Below are 25,232 nucleotides of genomic sequence, written 5' to 3'. Positions count from 1 at the left end.
TCACAATTAGATAGAAGTATGATATGATCACTTTTTTAAAAACTAAAGAGTGGTTTTATTGTTTGTTGTAAGGGATGTTGCTCTGATAGCTTGGTAAAAAATGGCATTGTGAGGGGGTGTACAGCGTTATAAGTGCAGATCATGTTCTAAATTTTGTTGAGGGCGATCTGGGCAAGAAGCCTCAAACAGCTGTTAAGAAAGCATTATGCGTTATGCTATATAGTCTTGGTAATGGCTCTTTTTCTATGTTATGCAAGATATTATGGCATTCGGCGTCCATAATTTATCGCTGGGTAGTAGAGGCGATGGGCAAGACTCAGGAGCCAGTTGTCTCTTCGGATATTATGGAGATGGAATTCGACGAGATGTGGCATTTTATTGGTTCAAAAAAAACAAGCTTTGGATCATTAAGGCAGTTGATCGTAGTACAAGGAGAACATTTGCCTGGGTTACAGGCAATCGTGATACTGCAACATTCCAAAAGCTCTACAACAAAGTGAGTAATCTGAAAGAATGTCATTTTTATACGGATGATTGGGATGCTTTTTCTAAAATTTTACCCAAAGAGCGTCATACAATTGGAAAGTCTGGCACAGTATGTATCGAGAGAGATAATAGCAACACGCGACATCATTTATGCCGAATGACACGGCGCACTAAAATCGTTTCTAAAAAAGAGTCAATGGTATACAGATCCATCAAGCTTTGGTGCGCTCTTACTATTACAACCTCAGTTCGATATAAGAGCTAAGTTTATTATTTTATTTTTCCATGAGACTGCTGGTTTATTTGGTTTTAAAGTATAAGCAGTTATTCCAGCAAATAAGTTAGCTAAGAAATTAGTTGTTGATCTATGCCTTGTGTGCTGTATATGACAGATATTCTTCAGTTGTCCTATAGCTGTTTCAATAAAGTTACGCTTGTTTAAAAAGGATTTTTGAGCTTCAGAATATAGCTTTTCTTTCATGTTTTTCTTAAGTCTAGTAATTAGCTCTAAACCTTGAGCACGTAGCTTTTTAGCTATGTTCTTGCATATATATCCACGATCTCCAAACAGCCATCCTTTCAAGTTGCGTGCAAGATTCTCTACAACTGCTCTATCATCTTTATTACCAGGTGTTATTGATATATAGCATAAGTGACTAAGATACTGACAAAAGTTAGGAATTAAGATATAAAAAGTGAGTATGAAATAAAAAGCATAAAATTATGGCAAGAGCATATCCAATAGAACTTAGGGTAAGAGTAATAGAAGCATTAGAAAATGGTGCAAGAATCACTAAAGTGAGTAAACTATTTAGAGTGAGTCGTGATACTATCTATAAGTGGAAAATTCTGCAAGATAAGCACGGTTCTTTGAAAGCAGCAAGTGGTTATCAAAAAGGTCACAGTCATAAGATCAAAAATCTAGAAGATTTTAAAGAATTTTTTGAATTAAATATTGCTATGACATCAAAAGAACTAGCAAAGAAGTGGTGTAATATATCACCTACAACGATCTTACAGGCGATAAAAAAACTTGGTTATAGCTATAAAAAACTCATCTTCATCCGAAAAGAGATATTCCGTTAAGACATGAATTTATTGAAAAGATAAAAACCATCACAAGAGATAAAATAGTATATCTTGATGAATCTGGAATAGAAGATAATGCTTGTAAAGAATATGGTTGTAGTATTTTAGGAGAAAGGTGCTATGGGGAAAAGGTGTATCAACATAAAACTAGAATAAGTATGATAGCTGGTCTTTGTAATTGTAATCTTATTGCTCCCGTAATATTTGAGGGTAATTGCAATAAAGAGGTCTTTGAAGCTTATATTAGGGAGATGTTAATTAAAGAATTAAAACCTGGACAAACTGTTGTTATGGATAACATTAACTTCCATAAGAATCCTAAAGTGAAAGAGTTAATTGAATCTGTGGGTTGTTACATATTATTTTTACCAACTTACTCTCCTGATTTAAATCCTATAGAGCATTACTGGTTTAAGATAAAAAATGAAATTAGAAAAACTATAGATTTATTTGATACTCTTTATGATGCTGTTTTTAATACAATTAAATTGTCAGCACCTTAGTCACTTATGCTATATTAATAATTTCACCACAATCATTCATGATAATATGCAATTTAAATCCAAAGAACCAACCAGTTGATGTTTTCCCACGTTTTGCTATATCTTTGAAAACTTTGTGTCTTCTTATGCGCATATTATGACAAACCTCAAGCTTTGTTGAATCAATATAGTATTTACCAGTCTTACTTCCAGATAAAGAGCGTAGCATAACCATCTGTGGCACAACAGCATGCTTCATAAGCTCAACAAATCTATTGTAACTCACTAATCTTGGAAATTCCGACGCATAGTGTATGCTTAGACAGTCTTTATAAAAATCTTTAAATGTTCGATAATGACTAAGTTGGAACATCACAAGTATTGTAATGATCTCTGATAAGCTCAGCATGTATTGCCTATGTCTTAATCTTCTCTCACTGCATAAACCTCGATTCTGCAATTGCTCTTCAAATAGCTTGCAAAAGTCATCTATATAACAGTATAGCTCTAATAAGGGAACCATGGTATATCCTCAAAATGTAGTGGTTTTGGAGGAATTCTAATGGTTCCATTCTTATGCCGCTAATCTTATTTCTCTATTCCTTACGTCGAACTGGGGTTATTACACAAATATTCAAACAATATCAAGAACAGCTCTTATCTATCTTTATGTGAAAACTCTCTGCAAAGTTTTTCTAAGTGGTCATACTATCTCCGATATTTAATTCATTTACACTATTCCATTTTTAGTATTATTAATTTTCATTTCTTCTGCTGGCATAAAATGCAAATTCGCAAGTTTTTTTGCGCTTATTATAATATTTTCTTAGGGATTTAATACTATTTTGACACTATAAACAGCATTTCATGCCTTTTCTGAGACTTTTGGTGCGCGTACTGTTTCAGTGAAGTAAGAAGAAGCATATGGAGCGCGAATAGCAGCAGTTGTAATGCAAGTAACATGAGCATCCTTATCACTCAAACACCCCACCAGACGCGACAAAGCAATTAGCCGCTGGCACAAGCGTTTGAAGAAGAAGTCTAATGAAATATTTAATGTTCTAAAAGTGTATAGAAGCACCTATTGAAAAGATGTATTCACTATTATTACTTTTTAGTTCATATTCGATAGAACCATCTCTAGTCTTATGCTTATCGCTTTCTCCAAAATTATATACCTTAAATCCCACGCTTGCATTTATACTAAAAAACTCGTTTATGAATTTTGTTGTTTTAAGTTCTATACCGTAGTACATACCAGGACTGAGCAGATATTCTTGCGCTAGACTCTGATAAATAATGCGGCAATCTGTGTTACGTCCTATGAATGCCTCTTGTGACAATACCCATCCTTCACCTACTAAACCGTTATGTATGATGCCAATTCCATAAGTTGCATGAGTAATTGAACGCACCTCTTCATTTAAAGTATCTCCTGATTTTTCCACACCTCTTGCACTAAATTTACGATGTGCTGCTTTGAAGTAAGGAATAACTTGACTCCTTTCTGCAACATCAAATGCATATCCTAAATTTACCTCTATATTGTTCAGTGTACCTTGATATTTAATATCTTCCTTTTCATTTTCTGTTTTATATGTAGAAAAATCACCAGAGCAGTATAAATTGTCAAGTGCAAGTATACTTAAATTTGCCCCTAATCCTTTCTGCATACCAGAATACTGCAATTGTTTAACATCACCATATCTAAAACTCTTCATTGAATATCTTGCACTAATTTGATTGTTTAGAATCTCTAGCAGATCAAAGTCACGTAAATTATTACCTTGAGATATGGATGAAAATAGAAAATACAGCAATATCAAAGCGCAAAATATACGCAATTTTCTTATAATACAGAGTATACGCAACATTATATTAATAATAAAGATGATAGCTTGCTACAAACATATAAAAATATACGCTCATAAAGCATGACCACGCCAAAATACCACAAAATTTTTGCAGATTCTAGCGATAGAATATAATATATTGTAAAAAAGGTGAGCGTATAAGCAAGAAGAGCAATCAAATGGAAACTAAATATCAACATATTTAGTTGATTAAATATGGCACTGCCTTAAGTAAGTGTACGCGTGAGATTTTTTTACTCGTCTTTTCCGTCAAAAATCGATATCTGCTACGCTAATTTTCGTATATGGCACCGCGGCTCACCTTTGGTGGGCAGCGCCATATAATATTCTTAATCATCTATGCACATCTGAGCCTAAAGATCCTTTTGTCACTTTAAGTTCCCATGAAGCACTTTTTTGCTTCTTTGACGACTCATTATTTACACTACTAGAAACAGAATGTTTTTGAGCAGTATTTTTATCTGCAAATGAATCCTTCTTCTCAGGACCTCCTTGCACTTTGAGACTAGCAGCAGAATTATTACGCTTTTGATTTGTACTTTCCACAAAAGGATTTTTTTCTTCTGGATACTCTTGTGTTTTGAGGCTACTTACAGAATTGCTACGCTCTTGATTTGCACCATCTACAAAAGGATTCTTTTCTTCCGGATAATCTTGCAAGTTATGCATAGAACTGCTGCGCTTTAAGCTAACATTCTCTGCAAAAGGATTCTTTCCTTCTGGATATCCTTGTAGATTAGGCATTGAATCACTACGCTTTAGCGCTTTCACTTCATCAGAGCGTCCCTGTTCTAGACCTGCTTGCTGCGACTCACGCTCTCGCGTCACGATTTTTACTTCCTCAGATTGAGGTGTAATCATACATACAAAATGTTTAGTATCTTTCTTATAATATGATCTCCGCTCACCCTTCATCCAGTCATTTATCGAGCTGTATATCTCAACGGAAGTATCAATTATAAACTTGACTGGAATTATCACAATGGCAAGCGCTATTTTGAGCAATACGCCAAGGATAGAATGGCTTCCTCTAACCCATTTTACAAAACTTTTTGCTTTATTAAACAGCTTAATGCCAATTCTTATTACTTTATTTTGATTTTTTATTGTTCTGCTTGTGTTATCTTTATCTACGATAGCCGCATAAATTGGATCTGCTTTCTTAAGCATTCCTTTCACATCCTTTTTATCTATTCCTTGCACACCTTTCATTCCCATAGAAGCAACTGCATGCTTCGTATGCCCACCAGCCAAGTGTGATTTACAATTTTTCTTAATCATTTCAGCTTCAGATGCATTCATTTGGCTTAAGCCAAGTGCAACAGAGACTGATTTTTGAGCAGACCTCAAAGAAAGCAAAGCAGTGCGTCCTACCATTGCACTAGTTGTGATATTAATTACATCATTTGTAGCTTCTACTGCTTTAGTGCCAAGCTTAGCGTGCACTCTATTTACTGCCTCCATAACCATAGGACGCAGTGCTATTAATTCCTGAGCCCTTGTGGATTTATCTATGCCACCAGAAGACATTCTTTTTATAAGTCTTATTGCTTCAAGCATTTGAGCCAGCTCTATTTTACTAACAACTTCGTTATCCAAACCAGTCAAATTATTACACAAAGCAATAGCATCTCTTAGATGATTCGCATTTGTGTTAGACGCTATACATCCTGCAATTTTTTTTATATCATGCAGATTTCTCTCTCTTTCATGTATAAGCTGTATTTGTGACTCTACTTCCAGACGTTCAGTAGAACCCACTGGCATTTTATGCGCCTTATTAGTTAAGCTTTTAACTTCTTTCTTTAATGTTTCTGATTTCTTTATACAATCCTTTTCTATAAAGTGTCCTACTTTTTTAATCGCGTTGTCTAGATCACTAAAGTCGCCAGATTTCATAGATGCAGCATCCACAGAGACGCTCGAATCAATTTTGCTATAACTATTTACTGCATTATAAACAAGACGATTCTTGCTAAAAAGATTAACTAAACCAAGCTTCAACCTAGGCTCACCAAGTATAGTGATATTAAGCTTTTGTCCATCAGCAAAGAACCCTTTTAGTTGTTCCATCCTGCTATTAATAGGTTGTTGCCCACTAAAAAAGCTTTTAAATCTCTCTCTAGTATCTTTAGTAAATACTTTACTAGCTGTAACTTTTAATGTTTCATTAAGTCCATCTATAGAATAAGAATGCCCAATCTCAGAGGATTTGACCTCAGGCGGCTTATTTGGCGCTCTAAATTCTTGGTGAGCGACTATTACATCAAGTCTTGGATTTTTTATACAATCTATCCCATCACTGCAAGATGGAACTACTCTATCTTGCTTTATTATATGCTCAGCAGCAGCGTTACTTATTATTTTACGCTGCTTAGCACTCATTTTATTGTAATGACTAATGATTTCAAGCGCATTATTATACTCCACAGCATCTTTATGATTCCCAGTATTAGGATCTTTAAGACTAATCTTCTTCCCATGTGATTCGTGTATTTTTCTATAAGCTTCAACTTGGGCTCTAGTAAACCCTAGCATCATTATACTGGATTCTGAAATGATGACTGGAATACCATCTCTGTCGTTTTGCTTTGTGAGAGTCGTAGTATGGTATTGCTGATCTTGGATAGATACATTATTTCTTGTCCAATCCATTTTTGAGTTCTTATTTTTCACACCACTTTCAACCTTTATTGCGCGCCTTAAGGATGCTATGTAGTCTTGCTCTTCAAAAGAGTATCCACCATTTATTTTTTGGGAAACGCTATCTTGAATTGCTTCTACTAAAACTTTATTACATTTAAATATCTCAGTTTCACGTACACCTTGTTTACCCTTTTGACTCTCTGATTTTGAATCATCCTCTTGTTCTTCAACTCTGCTATCTCTCTTTTTGCTTCTAGATAATTTTGAAATATTATGTGATATATAAGACTCTATGAAATGTGACTTCTCCACTGCTTGCGCGCCACGCGCAGTAGTCTTCATTACCTCTTCTGCACTGCGAAGCAATGAAACACAGCGAACAAGTTTCATTACATGGTCTTGTGCTGCAACATCTTGCGATACATGTTCCTGCATTGTAGCATCACGTATAAGGTCAACACTTCCATCATGATGCTGAGAATCTTTCAGCTTAACCCATTTAATTCCACATGCAGCATCCTTTGCTTCTTCTAATATATCTATCGCATCTGAATATTCCTTATTATCTATCGCAGAGGCAGCTTTCTCTAATAAGCTATCAAACAATTTATTAAACTCTGCTTGAATATCACTGCTCACTTCATTAGATAATGCATGTGGCAAAATCTTCTTAGCATATTCCTCCACATTGCGCATTGTTGTCTCTTTATTAGATCCCAATCTATCTGCATTTACTTCAGGCATAAACAAAATCTCCTACACATTGCTTAATCATTCTTCCACAGTGATACTAGTAATCGTATAATATATTAAGAGTTGTGTATAGATGTTATTACAATATAAAGTTGTATAAAAATTATTCATTAAGGCGCAAAGAAAAAGCTAAGCAACATCTATCGAGCTTATACTCCATATAAAAAAAACTAGGCAATTTTGCTACAATGCATAGATATTATTGCAAAAACAACAAATGTTTTGCAATATATGCATATGAAATATGCCATACATTTATTATCTAAATACTATAAGTTTCATAGCAAATTTACTTCAACTAAAAATTGTACAGATTAATTCTCTATTCGCTTTATGCAATAACGCATAATCTTTTCTTCCCATAATCTGTGTATGCGATTTCAATACCAATTTACTAAAAAGATCATTCATGCTCTTCTTTTAGTCTTGCAAATATTTATAGATAATGAAAAAGAATGTATATTGCAGGTAAATGAAAAGTTGGCATTCAATTAGGTACTGCCTTTATAAGTGCGCGCGCGGATTTTAAGAGCATGATTTTTTAGAGTGCAAATTAATTTCAGAGTCAAAATATTATATATTATTTGCAAAGAAATATATGGAAAATCATGCCAAAGGAGTCTGTGAAAGTGGCTTTGCTTGCAGTGCCTAATACGAATGTATACTTCAAAAATAGCTAGAAAGAATGGTATGCAAAGTGTGTTAACGAAATATATAAATAGCATCCTCACAATACGCTAATTTTGAAAAGTATTACGAAGTGATCACCTTAGCAATATCAAATTAGGTAACATTTTGATATAATGCAGGGTCTTTTGCACCAGCTTCTGCAAAAGCCTTCAATCTAAAAAAACATGAAGAACACTTACCACAAGCTTTCCCTGCAACGGAAGGGTTATAACAGCTTAAAGTTTTTCCATAATCAACTCCTAGATCTAACCCAAGCTTCACAATTTCTGTTTTTGTAAAATTTATAAAAGGCGCTACTGCAGATACACGAAGATCTTGTTTAATCGCAGTTTTGGTAAAGTCATTAAATTTTGCCACGAATTCTGGTTTGCAATCTGGATAATCGACATACCCAGCAGAATATATTCCTATAAATATATCCTGTGCTCTTACAACTTCTGCATATGACAAAGCATAAGATAAAAATATAGTATTTCGTGCTGGTACATATGTAATTGGAACACTATCTGTTAAGTCTTCGTAATTTGGTACTTTGATATTATCAGTTAACGCAGAGCCCCCAAAAATCCTTAAATCTATTTCTGCTGTTTTATGTTCTTTGACTTTTATTGTCTTTAGAAATTCACTTAAAAAGCTTAGCTCTATATTATGCCTTTGTCCGTAATTAAAGCTCAAAACATATATTTCATATCCCAGATTTTCTGCGTACTTTAACAGCGTTGAGGAATCTACACCTCCACTTGCAAGAATTACAGCTTTTTTATTATTCATCTTTTAAAGTAAATAGATTTGTAATAAGTGTTATAATCAAATTTGTTCTCGTTGCTTCAAAAGGAGCGCTATCTTGTTATTTCATGCTATAAACAACATAACAATTTCATATAATCACTTAAAGTAACAGCTCTGTAATAACGCGCGCGTAGTAATAAGTCAACAAATGCTATAGAGAAAAAGTATAATGTTTATCCTGCTACTTCAAAATTGTAAAGGTAATGACAATATATATTTTGATATCAATATACTTTAGTTATAATATAGCTAAAAAAAAACAATAATTAAAAAAATATTAAACTCTAGCTCTACCATGTTGCCTTAAATAGCAGAGTTAACGCCCAACTTGCGATAAAAATTCCTCAGCATTTTCAGCATAATACTGCATTTTTCAGCCCTTTTCTTTTTAAAATCATCTTATAATATATCTATGCATAGATATATTATAAGAAGTTTATAAGTATCATAATATGTTTTACGTGTATGCTAAATGCAAGGCATTGCTAACTAAAGATAGATATCAGCAAGTCTTTATTAAAAAGCATTAGGATAGAGTTATAGATCATATCTATGGCCTTACTGTAACGTTTGGTTTTACGATGAAACCTGGCTAAATAGTGCCGTATTAATGAGTTGAATGATTCCACTAAAGACGTTTCTGCCTTAGTAGAATAGTGTTTTTTAGCAATCCTAAATTTTTCATAAACGTCGTAATGGTCACTGCATGATATCTCTATCTCGTAGCTACTTTGTAATCGCATGGCAATCGGAAGATAGGATGCAAAATCCCTGACAATGCTCACTTCAAAATCAACAACTTTATTTCTGTCCCTATCAACAGCAAGCCAAATGTAGACTTTGTTAGTTTTTTTGGCAATAACTAAAAAGCTCATCCAGCTCAATAATTGAGATTTGCTTGGCATCCTCAGGTATCGTAACATCATTCAGCCTTTGTTTTAGAAGCTTTGAGAATTTTCTAATCCACTTTATTATAAGTGAACTCGAGACCTTTTCTAATCCACTTTATTATAAGTGAACTCGAGACCTTTTCTAATCTCTGGATTGATCTAATTCCAACTCCCTCCAGATACATACTAACAACCTTCATCTTTTTATTAAGGCTGTACTTTACTCTCATATCTCCAGACTTATAGCTCTTTTTACACTCTAGGCACTTATACCTCTGACGACCTTTAATATAGCCATTCTTTGTGCTTCCTATGCTGCCACAATGCTTACAACTTAACATATATAATGCTTCCAATATAACTTACTATCAAGGCAGTATACATATACGCGAATTTAAAAGCAAAATCTATTCTTGGTTAGCAATGCCAAATGCAAAAAATATGCAATATTGCAAGTTATAAAAATCTGATGTAGATTTATCAAAAATGTATTCATAATAAATAACCCATATGGAGTGCACTTCGTATTGCGCCGGAAGGCTATATGATCTTCCTTTAATCTCTGAGTTTCTAACAAAAATCAGCTGTGTTCATAAAATATACGGAGATGACGTGCTGCACATTGAGCTCGATCATCTCGGTTTTATAGCTGGCGATAAGCAAGGTGGAGATGTCTTTGTCTTTAGCTATGGCTGCGTTATATTGTGGGGTCTAGAACAAAGCGCTGAAGAGAAATTTCTTGAAAAGATTTCACTATTTCTTCGTGATCCTCTTTCAGAATATATAACAGATAGGTGTTATTATGTTGTAGGCTCACAGAACGAGACATATGTTGATGAAGAAAACGACACCATTATGCTGGAAAGTGCAGACGCACAAATTAAGCTCTCCTTCTCTTATGGCTTTTCTCAATCAGTGAAGCTAAGTGCTTTCGAAAATTCAGTTGAGAGAACAATCCATGAAAATAATAAAATTCCTGAGGAATTAGTAAGAACTGGAAAAATATCTCTATCGCGAAGAGAGCTTGCCAGAAAAATAGGCATACTCTTTGTCGAGCGTAACTTTATTAATCTAAATAGCGACATACTTGATACTCCAGATTTCTTCTGGCGAAGACCAAAATATGAGCCGTACTACATCATGTCTATGGATTTTCTTGACATTAAGCAACGCATAGAAATCTTGAATACACGCCTTGATATAATACATGAGCTTTATGAGATATTATCCACTAAACTACATCATATACACTCAACAAGGGTGGAACTAACAATTGTTGCATTAATTTTTATAGAAGTGGTTTTTCTCATATTGAAAGACCTTTTGCATATAATTTAATATTTACATACTGTTTAATGATTGAAAATAATACTGCAATGCAGTTAAAAGTAGAAAAAGCTTGGAATGATAGAAAATTACTTAAAGCTGCTGCATCACACATGCAAGAGTCTATGATTGCAATAGAAGAGGCAATATCAGGACTTGATTCTGGCTCTCTAAAAGTTTGCGAACTAATAAATGGAGTTTGGGAGATAAATCAGTGGCTCAAGAAAGCTATACTGCTATTTTTTTTAATACGAGAGAATGAGTTGATGCAGCAAAGCTTATCTAGCAGTGCATTTGACAAGATACCACTAAAATTTCAAAACTGTGGCTCAAACGCATTTATTTCTTCTGGCATCAGAGTTGTACCAGGTTCAATTGTCAGATATGGCGCATACATAGAACAGAATACAGTGCTCATGCCGTCTTTTATTAATATAGGAGCTAGGATTGGTAGCGGCACAATGATAGATAGTTTCGCGACAGTCGGAAGCTGCGCGCATGTCGGAAGTAGTTGCCATATCTCATCTAGTGTAGTTCTGGGTGGTGTGCTTGAACCTCTAAGCACAAGACCTGTAATAATAGAAGATAATGTTTTCATAGGCACAGGCAGCATTATTGCAGAAGGTGTTTTAGTTGAACAAGATGCGGTAGTTGGCTCCAGCGTCTCTATAACTTCTTCAACAAAAATATATAACAGAGTAACAAAAGAAATTTCTTATGGTGTAATCCCACGCGGATCAGTAGTTGTGTCTGGTATAGCGCCAGATTCTGCTACTATGTGCGCAGTTATAGTTAAATCAGTTGATGCTGCAACAAGGAGCAAGGTAGGAATAAATGAGCTGCTTCGCGCTTAAAAAGCATAACTCTTTACTTATTATCCAAATAATAGCGTCTAGACATTTTAAAAATCTTTGCTGTTTAGTATGATACTACTAGAAAAGTGCTTTGTGCTAAGGTTTTGATGTCATAGTTTTTTAGAGTGCAAGTTAATTTCTACTCCTAATACGCTTTACATATTTACAAAAAATTAACGAAACAATATGGAAAATTAGGAAAAAAGTCCTGCACAATGACTTTGCTGGCAGTGCCATATACCTCTGATAATATGCGAGTAGTAGAAATAAGTGACTGCCACATAAGAAACTGAAGCTCCTAGATTCAAATCTTACTTATAGCAACTTAATTTCAAATATTAATATCGATATGTTACAAGTAACTGTGTTAGGATGTGGTTCTTCTACTGGTGTACCTCAGGTTTCCTGCAATTGTTCAGTATGCAGTTCTGCTGATGAGAAAAATAAAAGACTTCGTTCTTCAATTCTTCTAAATGTGAATGGAAAGATCATTATCATAGATACATCTCCAGATTTTCGACAACAAGCATTAAGGTATGGCATACCTAAACCAGATGCAGTACTATACACTCACGACCATGCGGATCACATAGGAGGAGCGGATGATATCAAAACTATGGTCAATGATGACGAGACTATACCAGTTTTTGCAACCGAATTAGTCGCTCACACTTTAAAGCTGAAATTTCGTTACCTATTTGAACATGTTACTCGATTTTACAATAAGAAAATGTCTATTAATATATTCAATCATGAATCATTCTCAGCAGCAGGAATAAGTGTTACTCCAATTTTGCAAACTCACGGTGAATCTGTCTCACATGGCTTTAGAATAGGGAATTTTATGTATTCTACAGACGTAAACGAACTTAGCGATGATGCTTTCTCATCTATTGAGGGAGTTCACACTTGGATAATAGGCTGCATAAGGTATTGTAAGTCGCCTACTCACTGCAATGTCGAGAAAGCTCTGCGCTGGATTGATAGAGTTCAGCCAAGACATGCTATAATAACTCACATGGGACATGAAGTTGAGTACAATGAACTTGCATCTTTATTGCCAAAAAATGTAGAACCTGCATATGACGGCATGATATTAAATTTGGCAAACTGAGCCATTAGCGAAAGCATACAGCGACCAGTTAAAAGACACATACTTGCCAATTTATCTTTCTTGTACGCCTTGCATTCTAAAACGAAGTGCAACAATGCCACACTGTGTAACAACACTACAACTAAACAAGCTAAAGGTTTTCCTTATCTGTGAGGTTGATGAAATGTGTGCATTTGTAAGAGATAAGAGGTAAGAAGCTACAGCGATGGCTGTGGTATGCCTGGGAACCGAGACTTAAGCGTATCATATCTCATGCTTTCGGTGAGAGAACTACAGAAACTCTAAATATTGTACTTAAAAGAATGGAAAACTTTAAGGTTGTATTCTGGCCTACAGACAAATTCGGTGCTTATAATCGACCTCTTTCGAAACTCTACTTCCCTTGTGAGAACTGGTGCGTTGATTTCGTGCTAGGATACTAATGTATATCAAATACACTCCGTTCCTTCTTGCGCCTAAATCTCCTGTCATTTCTCTGCCACACATGAAAAACACATTGTTGGCAAAATATACACTCAGCGTATTGAAAGAGAGAATCTAACACTACGAAATAGACTCAAAAGGTTGAATCGTAAAACACTAGGTTATTCAAAATCTGCTGAAATGTATGATAAAGTCATCGGAACATTTATTGAATGACAATACTATGTTTAAACACTAATCAACATATTGAATATATGACCTAAAAACTTATAAGCAAAACTTAACTTATAAGCAAAACTTAAATTCCCATGAGTTATGATGGCAAGACTAGTTAAGCTTGAAAGCCAAACATAGTAGCCACTTCTTCTCTCGTACATACTTTATCAATATTGCCTATGCTAGAAAAAGTGAGTTTTCTATCTTGTATAAGAATCTTATTCATAACACTACGCAATGACTCTGTGCTAACAGCATCAATTTTTGAGATAATTTCATAAATCGGCACAAAACGACCAAATACAGCATAGTTGCTCGCCATTTTTTCTGCACGAGCCATAGAACTTTCTTGAGCCATCAGAACGCTTGCTTTCAGCTGAGCTTTCGCTCTCTGTACCTCATCTTCTGATATGCTCGTAACCATATCATGTAACTCACTAGCAGTTGCATCAAGCAGCTCATTTACCTTATCCTCACTAGTCGCAGAATAAACACCAAAAATACCGCAATCAGAATAACTTGAGTTAAAAGCTGATATGTGATATGCAAGTCCTCTTTTTTCCCTTATCTCTTGGAATAACCTTGAAGACATACCTCCTCCAACTACCATGGAAAGCACTTGTATATCATAATAATTAGGATGCACATAAGAGAGACCAGGAAAACCTATAACTAAGTGTACTTGTTCAAGATCCCGTTTTACTCTTTTATCACCACCTACATAGAAAGCAGGTTCATATACATCAATTGATTGTGTTGAAAGATTATTAAATTTGCTAAATGCATGTTCAGTAAATTTGTCATGATCTAAACTTCCAGCAGCCGATATTATGGTATTCCTATATCCATATCTTTCCCCAACATATCTGAAAAAGTCATCTCTTGTGACACTTTTTATAAAACCTTCTTTTCCCAAAATTGACCTACCAATAGGCTGCTTTGGAAATGCAACTTCTTGAAAATAATCAAAGATTATATCATCAGGAGCATCATTAGTCTGAGCTATTTCTTGTAATATTACATTTCGCTCGCTATCTAACTCTTTTTGATCAAACGTAGAATTTTGTATTATATCTGCAATTATGTCTAAAGCTTTCTGCCAGTCTTCTTTGAGTACCTTAGCATGGTATACTGTTTTTTCGCGGCTAGTATAGGCATTGAACTTGCCGCCTATCATATCAAACTCTTCTGCAATCTGACGTGCTGTTCTAGTATTAGTACCTTTAAACGCCATATGCTCCAGGAAATGTGAGATACCGTTATACTTTTTTTCTTCATGTCGACTTCCAGTTTTGATCAATACACTGATTGATACAGTTTCAATACCAGTCATGTGATCAGTCAACACTCTTAAGCCATTTGCATTAGATTCAAACTTATGTGTCATTTTTAAATAAAGGAATAGAATTATATTAATTTGATTTTAGCAAGTATTCAGGATCAGGTCTGCTATATCAGGCAAGATTTAGAATTAAACATACTAAAATAGAATAAGAATCACTTAAAACTCTTAATCAAACATAAAACAGATAATGATATAAAGAGATGTAAGTCAATCTTTTAAACTAGCTTTAATATACCAAAAAACTAGGGTGTGTCGATATATATTAGAGAGTGTAGCTTGCAGCAAATACATTTTAACAGTTTATAAAACATGTACTACAATGCCGTAAACCTCAAATAGTAGATGTTATTAACATTACAAAGTCATTAGCCATTTTAAATACATACTGCATTTTTAAACTCATTTCTGCACTTTAGAATATGTGAGATAAAAATTAACACATAAAATTTATATTGGCACTTTTTAGCATAAACACTACGTAAAACGAGTTATGCATAACACGAGTATAATACTCGTCATACTTTTCAGAATTTGCGTTTTTAAAATGCTCATTATATATTTTATTACGGCACTGTTAACCACGTCATTGTATAAAGTTTTTTATCCTAATTTTCCATTATTACTTCGTTAATTTCTTTACAAACATGTAAAAGTATTAGGCGCAGATATTAACTGGTACTCTAAAAAATCATGCCATTACAATTCTTGTACAATCACTTTGCCCGCAATACCTAACAAAATCGAGAGTTTTCACATAAAGATAGATAAGAGCTGTTCTTGATATTGTTTGAATATTTGTGTAATAGTAAGAGCGCACCAAAGCTTGATGGATCCGTATACCATTGACTCTTTTTTAGAAACGATTTTAGTGCGCCGTGTCATTCGGCATAAATGATGTCGCGTGTTGCTATTATCTCTCTCGATACATACTGTGCCAGACTTTCCAATTGTATGACGCTCTTTGGGTAAAATTTTAGAAAAAGCATCCCAATCATCCGTATAAAAATGACATTCTTTCAGATGACTCACTTTTTGTAGAGCTTTTGGAATGTTGCAGTATCACGATTGCCTGTAACCCAGGCAACTGTTCTCCTTGTACTACGATCAACTGCCTTAATGATCCAAAGCTTGTTTTTTTTGAACCAATAAAATGCCACATCTCGTCGAATTCCATCTCCATAATATCCGAAGAGACAACTGGCTCCTGAGTCTTGCCCATCACCTCTACTACCCAGCGATAAATTATGGACGGCGAATGCCATAATATCTTGCCTAACATAGAAAAAGAGCCATTACCAAGACTATATAGCATAACGCATAATGCTTTCTTAACAGCTGTTTGAGGCTTCTTGCCCAGATCGCCCTCAACAAAATTTAGAACATGATCTGCACTTATAACGCTGTACACCCCCTCACAATGCCATTCTTTACAAAGATATCAGAGCAACATCCCTTACAACAAACCATAAAACCACTCTTTAGTTTTTAAAAAAGTGATCATATCATACTTCTATCTAATTGTGAAAACTCTCACAAAATCTATAAGGTTTTTGGCAATTTTGCCACTTTTCCTGTTAGACTTTCGGTGAATCATAATTACTTGCAGCTGAGATAATCCATCCCATTCGAGAGTTATGACGAAGACGACTTTGTATTGGCAAAAAATCTGCCATACACTCGTGTTATTAATCAGTCGATAGAGTGACATAATATCTATTTTTTATTTATCATCTCTCTATCAAGGACTAAATGATATTATGTTTGCGAAGTACTTTATTTAGCTTCTCTCCTAATGCACCTATCATATTTTCATCGTGCAGTTGTGATGGAGTAATTCTGAGACGCTCAGTGCCACGTGGAACTGTTGGAAAATTGATATGCTGAACATATATCCCATAGTCATCAAAAAGATCTATCGAGATAGACTTCGCTGCTGCAGGATTTCCAACTATAACAGGAATAATATGCCTATCATTTAGAATACAAGGAATACCATAAGAATTAAGAGCTTCTTTCACACTCCTAATAGTGCTTTTATGTTCGTTGCGTTCATGTTCATCTCTTCTTAAATACCTTATACTTGCAAGAGCAGCTGCAGCAACTGAAGGTGGAAGAGTAGTGGTAAATATAAAACCAGGCGCATAACTCCTAATAGCATCAATCATATCAAATTTTCCTGATATATATCCTCCGATGACACCAAACGCTTTAGCTAAAGTTCCTTGTATTATATCTACCCTATCTGCAAGACCGAGTTCAGCACAAAAGCCAGCGCCCTGCTCACCGTAAAGACCTACAGAATGCACCTCATCTATATAAGTCATAGCATTATATTTTTCTGCAAGATCACATATGGTAGATAGCGGCGAAACACTACCACTCATAGAGTATACTGATTCAAAAACTATTATTTTATGTCTTTCTTTCGGGTAAAGTGCAAGGAGTCTTTCAAGATCACCGGTGTCATTGTGTTTAAAGACATGTTTTTGGAGCCTACTTTCCTTTATACCATGTATGATAGAAGCGTGATTGTCACTATCTGAAAAAATCACACAATCTGGCATTATCTTTGCAAGCACAGAAAGAGTAGATTGATTTGCTATATATCCAGATGTAAATACAAGTGCAGCTTCCTTTCTATGAAGGGAAGCAATCTCCTCTTCAAGCTCCACTATATAACTATGCGTACCGGAAATATTTCTCGTCCCACCTGCTCCTGCTCCTGCTGATTTAGCAGCATCAACCATAGCTTCTACTATAACTGGATGTTTGCTCATACCAAGATAATCATTACTACACCAAACAGTCACATTCCTTTTAAGTTTCGGACTATATACAACAGGGAATGCTCCACATATATGCTCAAGCTCAAAGAAAACTCTATACCTATCCTCCACTTTTACTTTTTCAACGGCTTCGCGAAAGATCTGAACATAACTAGACATACGACACCAAAAAAATAAAAAGGCATACAAAGGCTATGAAGTCTGTACGTCAAAAATTTATTTGCTATGCAAATAAATTTTCGCGGAAAGTGCAATGTACAAAATTAGCTTAAAGATGCGGCCCCGCGCTAATTTTCGGATATCAATATCAACTCCCTAAAATAAAAGAATACTTTAGCTTCGTCTTTTCTTTAAAAAATACGCAGCAAATATATGCTGTTATTTGTGGGAATTGGTATAATTTGTCCGATACTTGCAAGTTATTACTTAAAGCACTGCTGTCAGTGTTTAGAAAAAATCCATAAGGTTTTTGGCTATTTTTCCACTTTTCCTGTTGGACTTTCGGTGAATCATAATTGCTTGCAGCCAAAACACATACCACACTTCTTAGAGTTATGACATAGGCGACTATGGAATGGCCGAAACAAAAGAGCAAGCAGCATGCACTACTACATACTGCTACAAAAGATCCAATACAAATTAGAGAGCTTTAGTAACAAGCTTACTTCTAACTAGTTTAAAAGCCACACCAACTAAGGTAACAACATAGCCGTAACAAGGATCAAACAACTCAATGTGTGCAAAGCCATTTTCATGTATGAAATGCCCAGCACCAAGTCCAAGCGATGCAAGAACAAGTAAGAGAGCCATAATTACTTCTGAGCCTACTCTCTCAACAACTTTACTATGTGTAACAGCAGCAGTCACTATGAACACTATAAACGCTATAGGCGCTGCATGAAGGTATTGCAAAAATGTCGCTAACATAATGATAATTTCTCCATTTAAATAAAAATCGCTAACGTTCCTAATACATCAAATTGATTTATGTGGTCAATAGAATACTTGCAAATTCTAAAAACCACAATAAATATATTGCAGAATTAGTATATTAGGAATCGCTATTCTAACGATTAGATGATACAAGCTTATTAAAAATAATACAATAAAGTAGCAAAATGAGCGAAAAAAATTTGCAATCTATTAGAGGAACGCAAGATATATTTGGGAAAAATCTTGAGATAATGAACCAGGTTATCGACGTTGCACGATGCAAAGCCCGCATTTTTGGATATCAAGAGATTATTACGCCCATCTTCGAAAATTCAAACGTGTTTTTCAGGACACTCGGAGATACATCTGATATAGTATCAAAAGAAACCTACACTTTTCTTGACAGAGATAAAACAAGTATAACGCTAAGGCCAGAATTAACAGCTCCAATAGTGAGAGCTGCAATATCGAATAACTTATTGCAAGATCTGCCACTTAAATTATTTTCGGCAGGTCCACTCTTCAGACATGAAAGACCTCAAAAAGCAAGATATAGGCAATTTAATCAAGTCAGTTACGAATTTTTTGGCTCAGATTCCATAGCTTCAGACGTTGAGACAATAGCTATGGCCGATTCTATAATCGAAGCACTTGGAATTTGCGACACAACAGAGCTAAACATCAATTCTATGGGAGATATAGAATCCAGAAAAAAGTATGAACTCGCTATCAAGGATTATTTGGGATGTTATAAAACCAGCCTATCACATGAAAGTAAAATACGTCTTGAGCGAAATCCGCTAAGAATTTTGGATAGCAAAGATAAGACTGATCAGGAGATATTAAATGGAGTGCCAAAAATAATTGATTTTTTATCAAAAGAGGTTAGAAGTAAATACGAGCGTTTGCTATCATATCTACATGATATCGGAATAAAATATAAGCAAAACCACAAGCTTGTTAGGGGATTAGATTACTACACTGGAGTAGTTTTTGAGATCATAACAGATAACTTAGGTAGTCAGGGAACTGTCATTGCCGGCGGCAGATATGATGAATTAGTCAGTGCCATGGGCGGCTCTTGTGTTCCTGCAATTGGTTTTGCTCTTGGAGTTGAGAGACTTGCTGCGCTTCTGGAAACAAGAGTGGATATAGCAAATAAGAAATTGGGAATCCCAATCATTCCTATTGGAGAAGATGCTGAAGAATATTCAATCAAGCTTATCCACTCACTGAGATCATTTGAGCTACCAGTTTATATAGACTATGGACTCAGCCTCAAGAAACGCATGCAAAAAGCGAATAAGAGAGGAGCAGATTTTGTTATTATTTTTGGCGATAGTGAACTGACAGAAAAAAACTGCATAGTAAAGAATATGACAACTGGTATTGAGCAGATAGTGAAATTTGAAAATTTGCCAAGTTATTTTGAGGGATTAAAGGTATAAATGGCTAAAGTCATTGTGTTTGGGAATGAAAAGGGTGGATCAGGCAAGACTACGTCAGCTATGCATACAGCAGTGACGTTGCTTAAGATGGGATATAATGTAGCTGCGCTTGATTTAGATATCAGACAAAAATCTCTATCTACATACATAGAAAATAGAGCAACTACGGTAAAAAGCAATAATCTTGCACTTGCAATGCCTATATGTATAAAGCTTGAGACATCAGATTTGACATATGATGAAACTATCTCTGGTATGATATCAATATATGACACAGCTTGCGACTTTATCATCATAGATACTCCAGGAAGTGATACAGAACTAAGTAGAGCGGCACACTCTTACGCTGATATTATAGTGACTCCTATCAATGATAGTTTTGTAGATATTGATTTGCTTGGAAGATGTGAACCAAGTGCACTAAATGTAGTAAAGCCTGGAGTATATAGTGCTATGGTATGGGAGCAAAAAATAAAGCGTGCAGCTAGGGATAAAAAAGAGGTAGACTGGGTTGTAGTGAGAAATAGAATTTCGTCACTTGATACAAATAACAAAAAAAATATAGAAGTTGCTATCGGAAAGTTATCAAAGAAGTTTGGTTTTAGAGTAGTGCGAGGTTTTGGAGATAGAGTAATCTTTAAAGAACTTTTCCTAAGTGGGCTTACTTTACATGATATAGGTATTACAGATAAAATAAAGCTTACGCATTCAGTTATAGCTGCAAGGCAGGAGCTAAGGGAGTTTGTAGCTGCACTTGCCGTAGAAAATCGACTTCTTGATAATGCTACGTGTTAAAATCTTATTATGATGCATTAGACTTCTTCTTCAAACTTGTTCTAGCGGCCAATTGCTCGTGTTGCATCCTTAGCATTCAGGGAAGTTCATGTAATTCTTGGACACTTGGGCTTCCTCGCGCTTTCGCATACTCCTTGCACTTGCCTAAACTGAAACAAGTTTGAAGAAGAAGTCTATTAGTTATTTGCGACTTTTCCAGGTGGCAGGCATATAATAACCTTTAGTTGCTGATTAATAACTTTAGTATATGGCAGATTTTCTGTAATATTACTGCCGGCAGTGTTATACAAAGAGGTGCATCATATACTCGCCACACTTTTTAAAATTGAGTGTTGTACAGAATGCTCCTTATATATTAGACCTCTTGCATAACCTGTTCCAAACTGTGATTTGATTGTCACTAAAACATAAAAACACTCACGTGGATCATTGTTTGGTGACGTTTTGCAAAAATCTACTCTATAAGAATTTCTACCTCAGAATGAGGTTATGCAAGAGTTCTATTGATTTTATAGACATGCGCACTAGCTCTTTTTTGAAGTCTAACTTCGTATGTAAATAACAACGCTTCATTTACCAGAGATATATGACATTTTGGCACTTCTACCATGCAAAAATAGTTGAATTTCATATTTTAAAAACTTTAAGAAGTTCATTCCTGACTCAATTTTTGAAACATTTAGAAAAGTTGCCAATTGATAAAATAATTTGTAACCCGCATATAATAAGTAATTGAATGATTAATTTTGGTCTTTAAAATGCAAAACTCTATACAAAATGCAGCAAAGAAGAGGCAAGTCCATATCTCAAAAGCAGAGTATGATAGTGTGGTAAGAGTAAATCATGCTGGAGAATATGGTGCAAAACGTATATACGAAGGACAAATGCATGCATTAAAAAACTCTAAATGTTATGATGAAATACGTCATATGTATGAACAAGAACTTATACACCTGGCTTATTTTGAGAATCTTGCAAAACAAAAACGAGTAAGGCCAACTTTTCTTTCTCCAGCTTGGCATTTTTTAGGTTTTGCACTTGGAAAAATCTCTGGACTTCTAGGAGATAAATATGCGATGGCATGTACTGCAGCTGTCGAAGAAGTTATAGATGATCACTACTATAAACAGCAGAAGTTACTCTCCAAAGTTCCTGGTGAAGAGAAATTGTTGCAGAAAATAACACAATTTCGTAATGAAGAAATAGAACATAAGAGCAGAGGGCTTGAATATGTTCATTCGACTGCACAATCCAATTCTGTTGGAGTGAATATTTTTATGTTTGGCGTAAAAACTGCTACTAAAATTGCTATATCGCTTTCAAAGAGAGTATGAAATGAAATCTGAAATACTAAGAATTTTGCAAACTCGCGGTTTCTTGTACCAAAATACAAATATACAAGACCTAGACAATTTGGCACATAACTCAGAAGTTGTGCTTTATTGCGGATTCGATTGTACAGCAAAATCCTTGCACGTTGGAAATCTTGTGAACATTATGATTCTAAGATGGTTTCAAAAACTAGGGCATACTCCAATAGTGCTAGTTGGAGGCGCAACAACCATGATAGGGGATCCATCTGGCAAAAGTGATGCAAGGACTATGCTCTCATATGAGACTATTCAGGAAAATAAAGAATCAATTTCCACTGTATTTAAACGCTTCATAAACTTTGATAAAGCTCATTTTGTAGACAACAATGATTGGCTTTGTGAGATCAAATATTTAGAATTTCTACGTGATTATGGTAGGCATTTTTCAGTAAATAAAATGCTTACCTTTGAAAGCGTTAAATCACGCTTAGATGCAGAACAAAGCCTCAGCTTTTTAGAATTTAACTATATGCTTTTGCAAGCATATGATTTTTTAGAGCTATATAAAAGATTTGGCTGTAGGTTACAAGTAGGTGGTTCAGACCAATGGGGAAATATAGTAAATGGCGTCTGGCTTGCGCACAAGGTAATAGATAAGGAACTATTTTGTCTTACTTGTCCTTTAATTACAATGGCATCAGGCGCTAAAATGGGGAAAAGCGCAAGCGGTGCAGTTTGGCTGAACTCTAGCATGAAGTCTCCATATGATTATTGGCAATTCTGGCGCAATACGGAAGACACTGATGTTATAAGATTTTTAAGGCTTTTTACAGAATTAGACGAACAAGAGATCGAGAGGCTATCAAAGCTCAAAGGCGCAGAAATTAATGATGCAAAAATTATCCTTGCAAATGAAGCAACAAAGCTTTGTCATGGAGAAGAAGCTTCAGAAAAGGCCTTTAGCACTGCAAGCAAAGCTTTTGAGCGTAGTGCCGAGCTATCAATCGATGATCTTCCAAAGATTAATATTTCAAAACAAGATATAGAATCTGGAATAAAGTTCCTTCAGCTTTTTGTCATGACTGGACTTGCAGAATCTAATAGTGCAGCAAAGAAACTTATTATAGGTGGCGGCGCAAAGTATAATAATAAAGTAATCCAAGATCCAAGTCAGCAAGTTAGTATAGTTGATTTTCTTAATGGGAAGATAGTGCTTCTTGCAGGAAAAAAACGCTATGCAATTGCAGTTTATACAGAGCCTCTCTAGTCTGTCTATCATAACTCTAAGGAGTGCAGGACTTATCTTGGCCTGCAAGCAACTATGGCACACTGAAAATCCAGCAAACAAAGTGGCAAAATTGCCAAAAACCTTATTGATTTTGTTGGTGGTGCCTAAAGTAGTATTTCAAGTATAGGACAAATCATAAGTACAAAAATTAACGCAAGTCAGAGCTCAAGGCTAAATTTTGTACATTTAATTTTCCGCAAAAATTTATTTGCGTAGCAAATCAATTTTTAACGGAAAGACTCATTAGAGTTATGACACAGGCGACTCTTTAAAATTCATCCGCTTTTCAATCTTCTTTACACCTTATCACCAAACTCGATCAAGCTTTTGCAAACACCATGATACCAATTTTTTGACTGCCAGATACTTTGTTTTCACTTTCATCCAATAATGTAAGACCATTTCCTTCCGCAATGCTTTTAATGCTTTGAGCATTATGTGTAAATCTTTCAGTTTGTCTGATAAAAACTGGAGTTTTGCCACTAGATTTTTCGAAGCTTATCAATACAAGACTTTTACTATGCAGTAAAGGATTTAAAGATGAAAGTACAGATTCAACATCAAGTAAGTAAGAAAGAATATCAGATAAAATAACTATATCATATTGAACGCCAGAGTATAATGCGAGGCTCTTAAAATAATCTTCAAAACTCCTAGAAAGGCATATATGCGTATATATTCTAACGTTTTCATGCATCATTGTGGCTGCAATCTTACACATAGCTTTAGAGACTTCAATACCATTTATCACATCTGCGATTCTTTCACTGCGACAAAGTCTGCCAACTCTTCCCAATTTTGAACCTATATGCAATATATTGTTACCAAATGGTTTCTCTGATACCTTTACTATATTCTCAAGAATTTCAAATTCACTCAAAGAGCAATCAACAGGCGAAACTTTACTATTTTCTACATAATTATATGCTAGCTTGTCTAAATTATGTGCAACTATACTACCTGGCAAGCTTACGATCGATCCAAGTTCATTTGATATGAGTTTTTTGCAATATTTACTTTCACCAGCAAATGCAGAATCACCGGATGCAAAATAATGCGATAAAAAAATAGCTGCTCTTTCATATTTGAATTTTTCTATATAGCATCTTGCAAGATAATAATTAGACGCAGGATATTTATCACAAAATATTTTCAAAAGTTTAAATCTAAATATCGCATCATTTAAATATCCTCGCTCAAAGTGATATACTCCTAGCTTAAAATTCGTCTCTGCTAAATTTTTTAATTTATCAGCATACGTATACCACATATCAAGTAACTCTTTATTTAACTTTCCTATGCTAATACGACTCACAATATCTTTTGTTAAAGATATATATTCCACTACTCTTGCTTTCAGGTTATTAAGCATGTCATTATCAAAGATTAATATTTTGTAAGCTAAAGTTACATACTAATCTTGAAAAATAGTTTTTGACAACCAATTTCGGAAGATAATAGCCGATTATATCAGCTTTTAATAAATACATAATGCGTGCTACCATAGATTGATTGCAGGCAGCAACAGATTAGAGCCGCTCACAAAAATAGTATAATTATTAAGATATGTTACTATGACACTGCTAGCGAAGCCACTTAAGCAGATCTTTTTGGTCTGATTTTTAAAGTATTACTTCGTTCATTTCTTTGTAAATATATTTGATTCGGAAATTAACTGGTATTCTCAAAAAT

General features: G+C 34.8%; 23 protein-coding genes and 1 pseudogene. 11 read left to right on the top strand and 13 right to left on the bottom strand.

The annotated features are described in order from the left end of the window. Positions 1 to 116 precede the first annotated feature (116 nt). Positions 117 to 500: a hypothetical protein gene (locus tag AACK98_RS02165; protein WP_339041944.1), complete on the top strand. Its 384-nt coding sequence runs from the start codon at positions 117 to 119 to the stop codon at positions 498 to 500. After that, positions 404 to 751 (top strand): IS1 family transposase, encoded by a 348-nt coding sequence (locus tag AACK98_RS02160; RefSeq protein WP_339042528.1) that lies wholly within the window; start codon positions 404 to 406, stop codon positions 749 to 751. The genes AACK98_RS02165 and AACK98_RS02160 overlap by 97 nt, the downstream gene beginning before the upstream one ends. Here the strand turns inward: AACK98_RS02160 and AACK98_RS02155 are convergent. Beyond that, positions 731 to 1,129 carry a transposase gene (locus AACK98_RS02155; protein WP_339042526.1) on the bottom strand — a complete coding sequence of 133 codons (399 nt, stop codon included), beginning with the start codon at positions 1,127 to 1,129 and terminating at the stop codon, positions 731 to 733. The genes AACK98_RS02160 and AACK98_RS02155 overlap by 21 nt on opposite strands. 80 nt (positions 1,130 to 1,209) lie before the next feature. On the opposite strand from AACK98_RS02155, the gene AACK98_RS02150 reads away from it, so the two are divergent. Then, positions 1,210 to 2,078 (top strand): IS630 family transposase gene (locus AACK98_RS02150; RefSeq protein ID WP_339041283.1). Its coding sequence is split into 2 segments (ribosomal slippage): positions 1,210 to 1,534 and positions 1,534 to 2,078, totalling 870 coding nucleotides; the frame shifts between segments, so codons are not numbered across the junction. A gap of 4 nt (positions 2,079 to 2,082) precedes the next feature. Here the strand turns inward: AACK98_RS02150 and AACK98_RS02145 are convergent. The 6 genes from AACK98_RS02145 to AACK98_RS02120 form a co-directional block, all read right to left on the bottom strand. After that, entirely contained in the window at positions 2,083 to 2,343 is a 261-nt protein-coding gene (locus AACK98_RS02145; protein ID WP_339041942.1) for a transposase, read from the bottom strand. A gap of 775 nt (positions 2,344 to 3,118) precedes the next feature. Then, a complete protein-coding gene (locus AACK98_RS02140) occupies positions 3,119 to 3,778 on the bottom strand; it encodes a hypothetical protein (RefSeq protein WP_339041940.1) in 660 nt (219 codons plus the stop codon). Between the two features lie 486 nt (positions 3,779 to 4,264). Beyond that, positions 4,265 to 7,321: a hypothetical protein gene (locus AACK98_RS02135; RefSeq protein WP_339041938.1), complete on the bottom strand. Its 3,057-nt coding sequence runs from the start codon at positions 7,319 to 7,321 to the stop codon at positions 4,265 to 4,267. Positions 7,322 to 8,113: 792 nt separating this feature from the next. Continuing rightward, on the bottom strand, positions 8,114 to 8,791 hold the full coding sequence (gene queC / locus AACK98_RS02130; protein ID WP_339041936.1) for a 7-cyano-7-deazaguanine synthase QueC: 678 nt from the start codon (positions 8,789 to 8,791) through the stop codon (positions 8,114 to 8,116). A gap of 503 nt (positions 8,792 to 9,294) precedes the next feature. Further along, entirely contained in the window at positions 9,295 to 9,684 is a 390-nt protein-coding gene (locus AACK98_RS02125; protein ID WP_339040210.1) for an IS1 family transposase, read from the bottom strand. Between the two features lie 83 nt (positions 9,685 to 9,767). Next, positions 9,768 to 10,040 carry a hypothetical protein gene (locus tag AACK98_RS02120; protein WP_339041934.1) on the bottom strand — a complete coding sequence of 91 codons (273 nt, stop codon included), beginning with the start codon at positions 10,038 to 10,040 and terminating at the stop codon, positions 9,768 to 9,770. Positions 10,041 to 10,311: 271 nt separating this feature from the next. Here AACK98_RS02120 and AACK98_RS02115 point away from each other — a divergent pair, with 271 nt between their 5' ends. The 4 genes and pseudogenes from AACK98_RS02115 to AACK98_RS08035 all read left to right on the top strand — a co-directional run. Next, positions 10,312 to 11,037, top strand: a complete 726-nt coding sequence (locus AACK98_RS02115; protein WP_339041932.1) for an RMD1 family protein — start codon at positions 10,312 to 10,314, stop codon at positions 11,035 to 11,037. A gap of 17 nt (positions 11,038 to 11,054) precedes the next feature. Further along, on the top strand, positions 11,055 to 11,879 hold the full coding sequence (locus AACK98_RS02110; RefSeq protein WP_339041930.1) for a 2,3,4,5-tetrahydropyridine-2,6-dicarboxylate N-succinyltransferase: 825 nt from the start codon (positions 11,055 to 11,057) through the stop codon (positions 11,877 to 11,879). A 364-nt stretch (positions 11,880 to 12,243) separates the two neighbouring features. Continuing rightward, positions 12,244 to 12,993: an MBL fold metallo-hydrolase gene (locus AACK98_RS02105; RefSeq protein WP_339041928.1), complete on the top strand. Its 750-nt coding sequence runs from the start codon at positions 12,244 to 12,246 to the stop codon at positions 12,991 to 12,993. Positions 12,994 to 13,229: 236 nt separating this feature from the next. Continuing rightward, positions 13,230 to 13,632 (top strand): annotated as a pseudogene (locus tag AACK98_RS08035) (IS1 family transposase); the annotation flags it as partial. 115 nt (positions 13,633 to 13,747) lie between these two features. Here AACK98_RS08035 and AACK98_RS02090 read toward each other — a convergent pair. From AACK98_RS02090 to AACK98_RS02070, 5 genes are all read right to left on the bottom strand, one after another. After that, positions 13,748 to 14,980 carry a pitrilysin family protein gene (locus AACK98_RS02090; protein WP_339041926.1) on the bottom strand — a complete coding sequence of 411 codons (1,233 nt, stop codon included), beginning with the start codon at positions 14,978 to 14,980 and terminating at the stop codon, positions 13,748 to 13,750. Positions 14,981 to 15,727: 747 nt separating this feature from the next. Beyond that, positions 15,728 to 16,006 (bottom strand): IS1 family transposase, encoded by a 279-nt coding sequence (locus tag AACK98_RS02085; RefSeq protein WP_339040346.1) that lies wholly within the window; start codon positions 16,004 to 16,006, stop codon positions 15,728 to 15,730. Continuing rightward, positions 15,969 to 16,385 carry a hypothetical protein gene (locus tag AACK98_RS02080; protein WP_339040435.1) on the bottom strand — a complete coding sequence of 139 codons (417 nt, stop codon included), beginning with the start codon at positions 16,383 to 16,385 and terminating at the stop codon, positions 15,969 to 15,971. The genes AACK98_RS02085 and AACK98_RS02080 overlap by 38 nt, the downstream gene beginning before the upstream one ends. 337 nt (positions 16,386 to 16,722) lie before the next feature. Further along, positions 16,723 to 17,922 (bottom strand): 5-aminolevulinate synthase, encoded by a 1,200-nt coding sequence (hemA, locus tag AACK98_RS02075; protein ID WP_339041924.1) that lies wholly within the window; start codon positions 17,920 to 17,922, stop codon positions 16,723 to 16,725. Positions 17,923 to 18,402: 480 nt separating this feature from the next. Next, positions 18,403 to 18,690, bottom strand: coding sequence for a hypothetical protein (locus AACK98_RS02070; RefSeq protein ID WP_339041922.1), 288 nt, complete (start codon positions 18,688 to 18,690; stop codon positions 18,403 to 18,405). A 191-nt stretch (positions 18,691 to 18,881) separates the two neighbouring features. Between AACK98_RS02070 and hisS the strand changes: the two genes are divergently transcribed. The 4 genes from hisS to tyrS all read left to right on the top strand — a co-directional run bounded on the left by hisS (position 18,882) and on the right by tyrS (position 23,519). Beyond that, entirely contained in the window at positions 18,882 to 20,144 is a 1,263-nt protein-coding gene (gene hisS / locus AACK98_RS02065; RefSeq protein ID WP_339041920.1) for a histidine--tRNA ligase, read from the top strand. Between the two features lie 15 nt (positions 20,145 to 20,159). Next, positions 20,160 to 20,939: a division plane positioning ATPase MipZ gene (locus AACK98_RS02060; RefSeq protein WP_339041918.1), complete on the top strand. Its 780-nt coding sequence runs from the start codon at positions 20,160 to 20,162 to the stop codon at positions 20,937 to 20,939. Between the two features lie 758 nt (positions 20,940 to 21,697). Continuing rightward, positions 21,698 to 22,273, top strand: coding sequence for a demethoxyubiquinone hydroxylase family protein (locus tag AACK98_RS02055; protein ID WP_339041916.1), 576 nt, complete (start codon positions 21,698 to 21,700; stop codon positions 22,271 to 22,273). Between the two features lies 1 nt (position 22,274). Beyond that, positions 22,275 to 23,519, top strand: a complete 1,245-nt coding sequence (tyrS, locus tag AACK98_RS02050) for a tyrosine--tRNA ligase (RefSeq protein ID WP_339041914.1) — start codon at positions 22,275 to 22,277, stop codon at positions 23,517 to 23,519. 340 nt (positions 23,520 to 23,859) lie between these two features. Here the strand turns inward: tyrS and AACK98_RS02045 are convergent, their stop codons facing one another. Further along, positions 23,860 to 24,912: a class I SAM-dependent methyltransferase gene (locus tag AACK98_RS02045; RefSeq protein ID WP_339041912.1), complete on the bottom strand. Its 1,053-nt coding sequence runs from the start codon at positions 24,910 to 24,912 to the stop codon at positions 23,860 to 23,862. Positions 24,913 to 25,232: the final 320 nt, after the last annotated feature.

Source organism: Candidatus Lariskella endosymbiont of Hedychridium roseum, assembly GCF_964020185.1.
GTDB lineage: Bacteria > Pseudomonadota > Alphaproteobacteria > Rickettsiales > Midichloriaceae > Lariskella.
This window is presented reverse-complemented; position numbering and strand designations above follow the sequence as displayed.

Coding starts and splice junctions, on each gene's coding strand:
- AACK98_RS02070 (WP_339041922.1), bottom strand. CDS start 18,690: ATGTTAGCGACATTTTTGCAATACCTTCATGCAGCGCCTATAGCGTTT.
- AACK98_RS02125 (WP_339040210.1), bottom strand. CDS start 9,684: ATGAGCTTTTTAGTTATTGCCAAAAAAACTAACAAAGTCTACATTTGG.
- queC (WP_339041936.1), bottom strand. CDS start 8,791: ATGAATAATAAAAAAGCTGTAATTCTTGCAAGTGGAGGTGTAGATTCC.
- hisS (WP_339041920.1), top strand. CDS start 18,882: ATGAGCGAAAAAAATTTGCAATCTATTAGAGGAACGCAAGATATATTT.
- AACK98_RS02110 (WP_339041930.1), top strand. CDS start 11,055: ATGATTGAAAATAATACTGCAATGCAGTTAAAAGTAGAAAAAGCTTGG.
- AACK98_RS02135 (WP_339041938.1), bottom strand. CDS start 7,321: ATGCCTGAAGTAAATGCAGATAGATTGGGATCTAATAAAGAGACAACA.
- AACK98_RS02120 (WP_339041934.1), bottom strand. CDS start 10,040: ATGTTAAGTTGTAAGCATTGTGGCAGCATAGGAAGCACAAAGAATGGC.
- AACK98_RS02045 (WP_339041912.1), bottom strand. CDS start 24,912: ATGCTTAATAACCTGAAAGCAAGAGTAGTGGAATATATATCTTTAACA.
- hemA (WP_339041924.1), bottom strand. CDS start 17,922: ATGTCTAGTTATGTTCAGATCTTTCGCGAAGCCGTTGAAAAAGTAAAA.
- AACK98_RS02140 (WP_339041940.1), bottom strand. CDS start 3,778: ATGAAGAGTTTTAGATATGGTGATGTTAAACAATTGCAGTATTCTGGT.
- AACK98_RS02055 (WP_339041916.1), top strand. CDS start 21,698: ATGCAAAACTCTATACAAAATGCAGCAAAGAAGAGGCAAGTCCATATC.
- tyrS (WP_339041914.1), top strand. CDS start 22,275: ATGAAATCTGAAATACTAAGAATTTTGCAAACTCGCGGTTTCTTGTAC.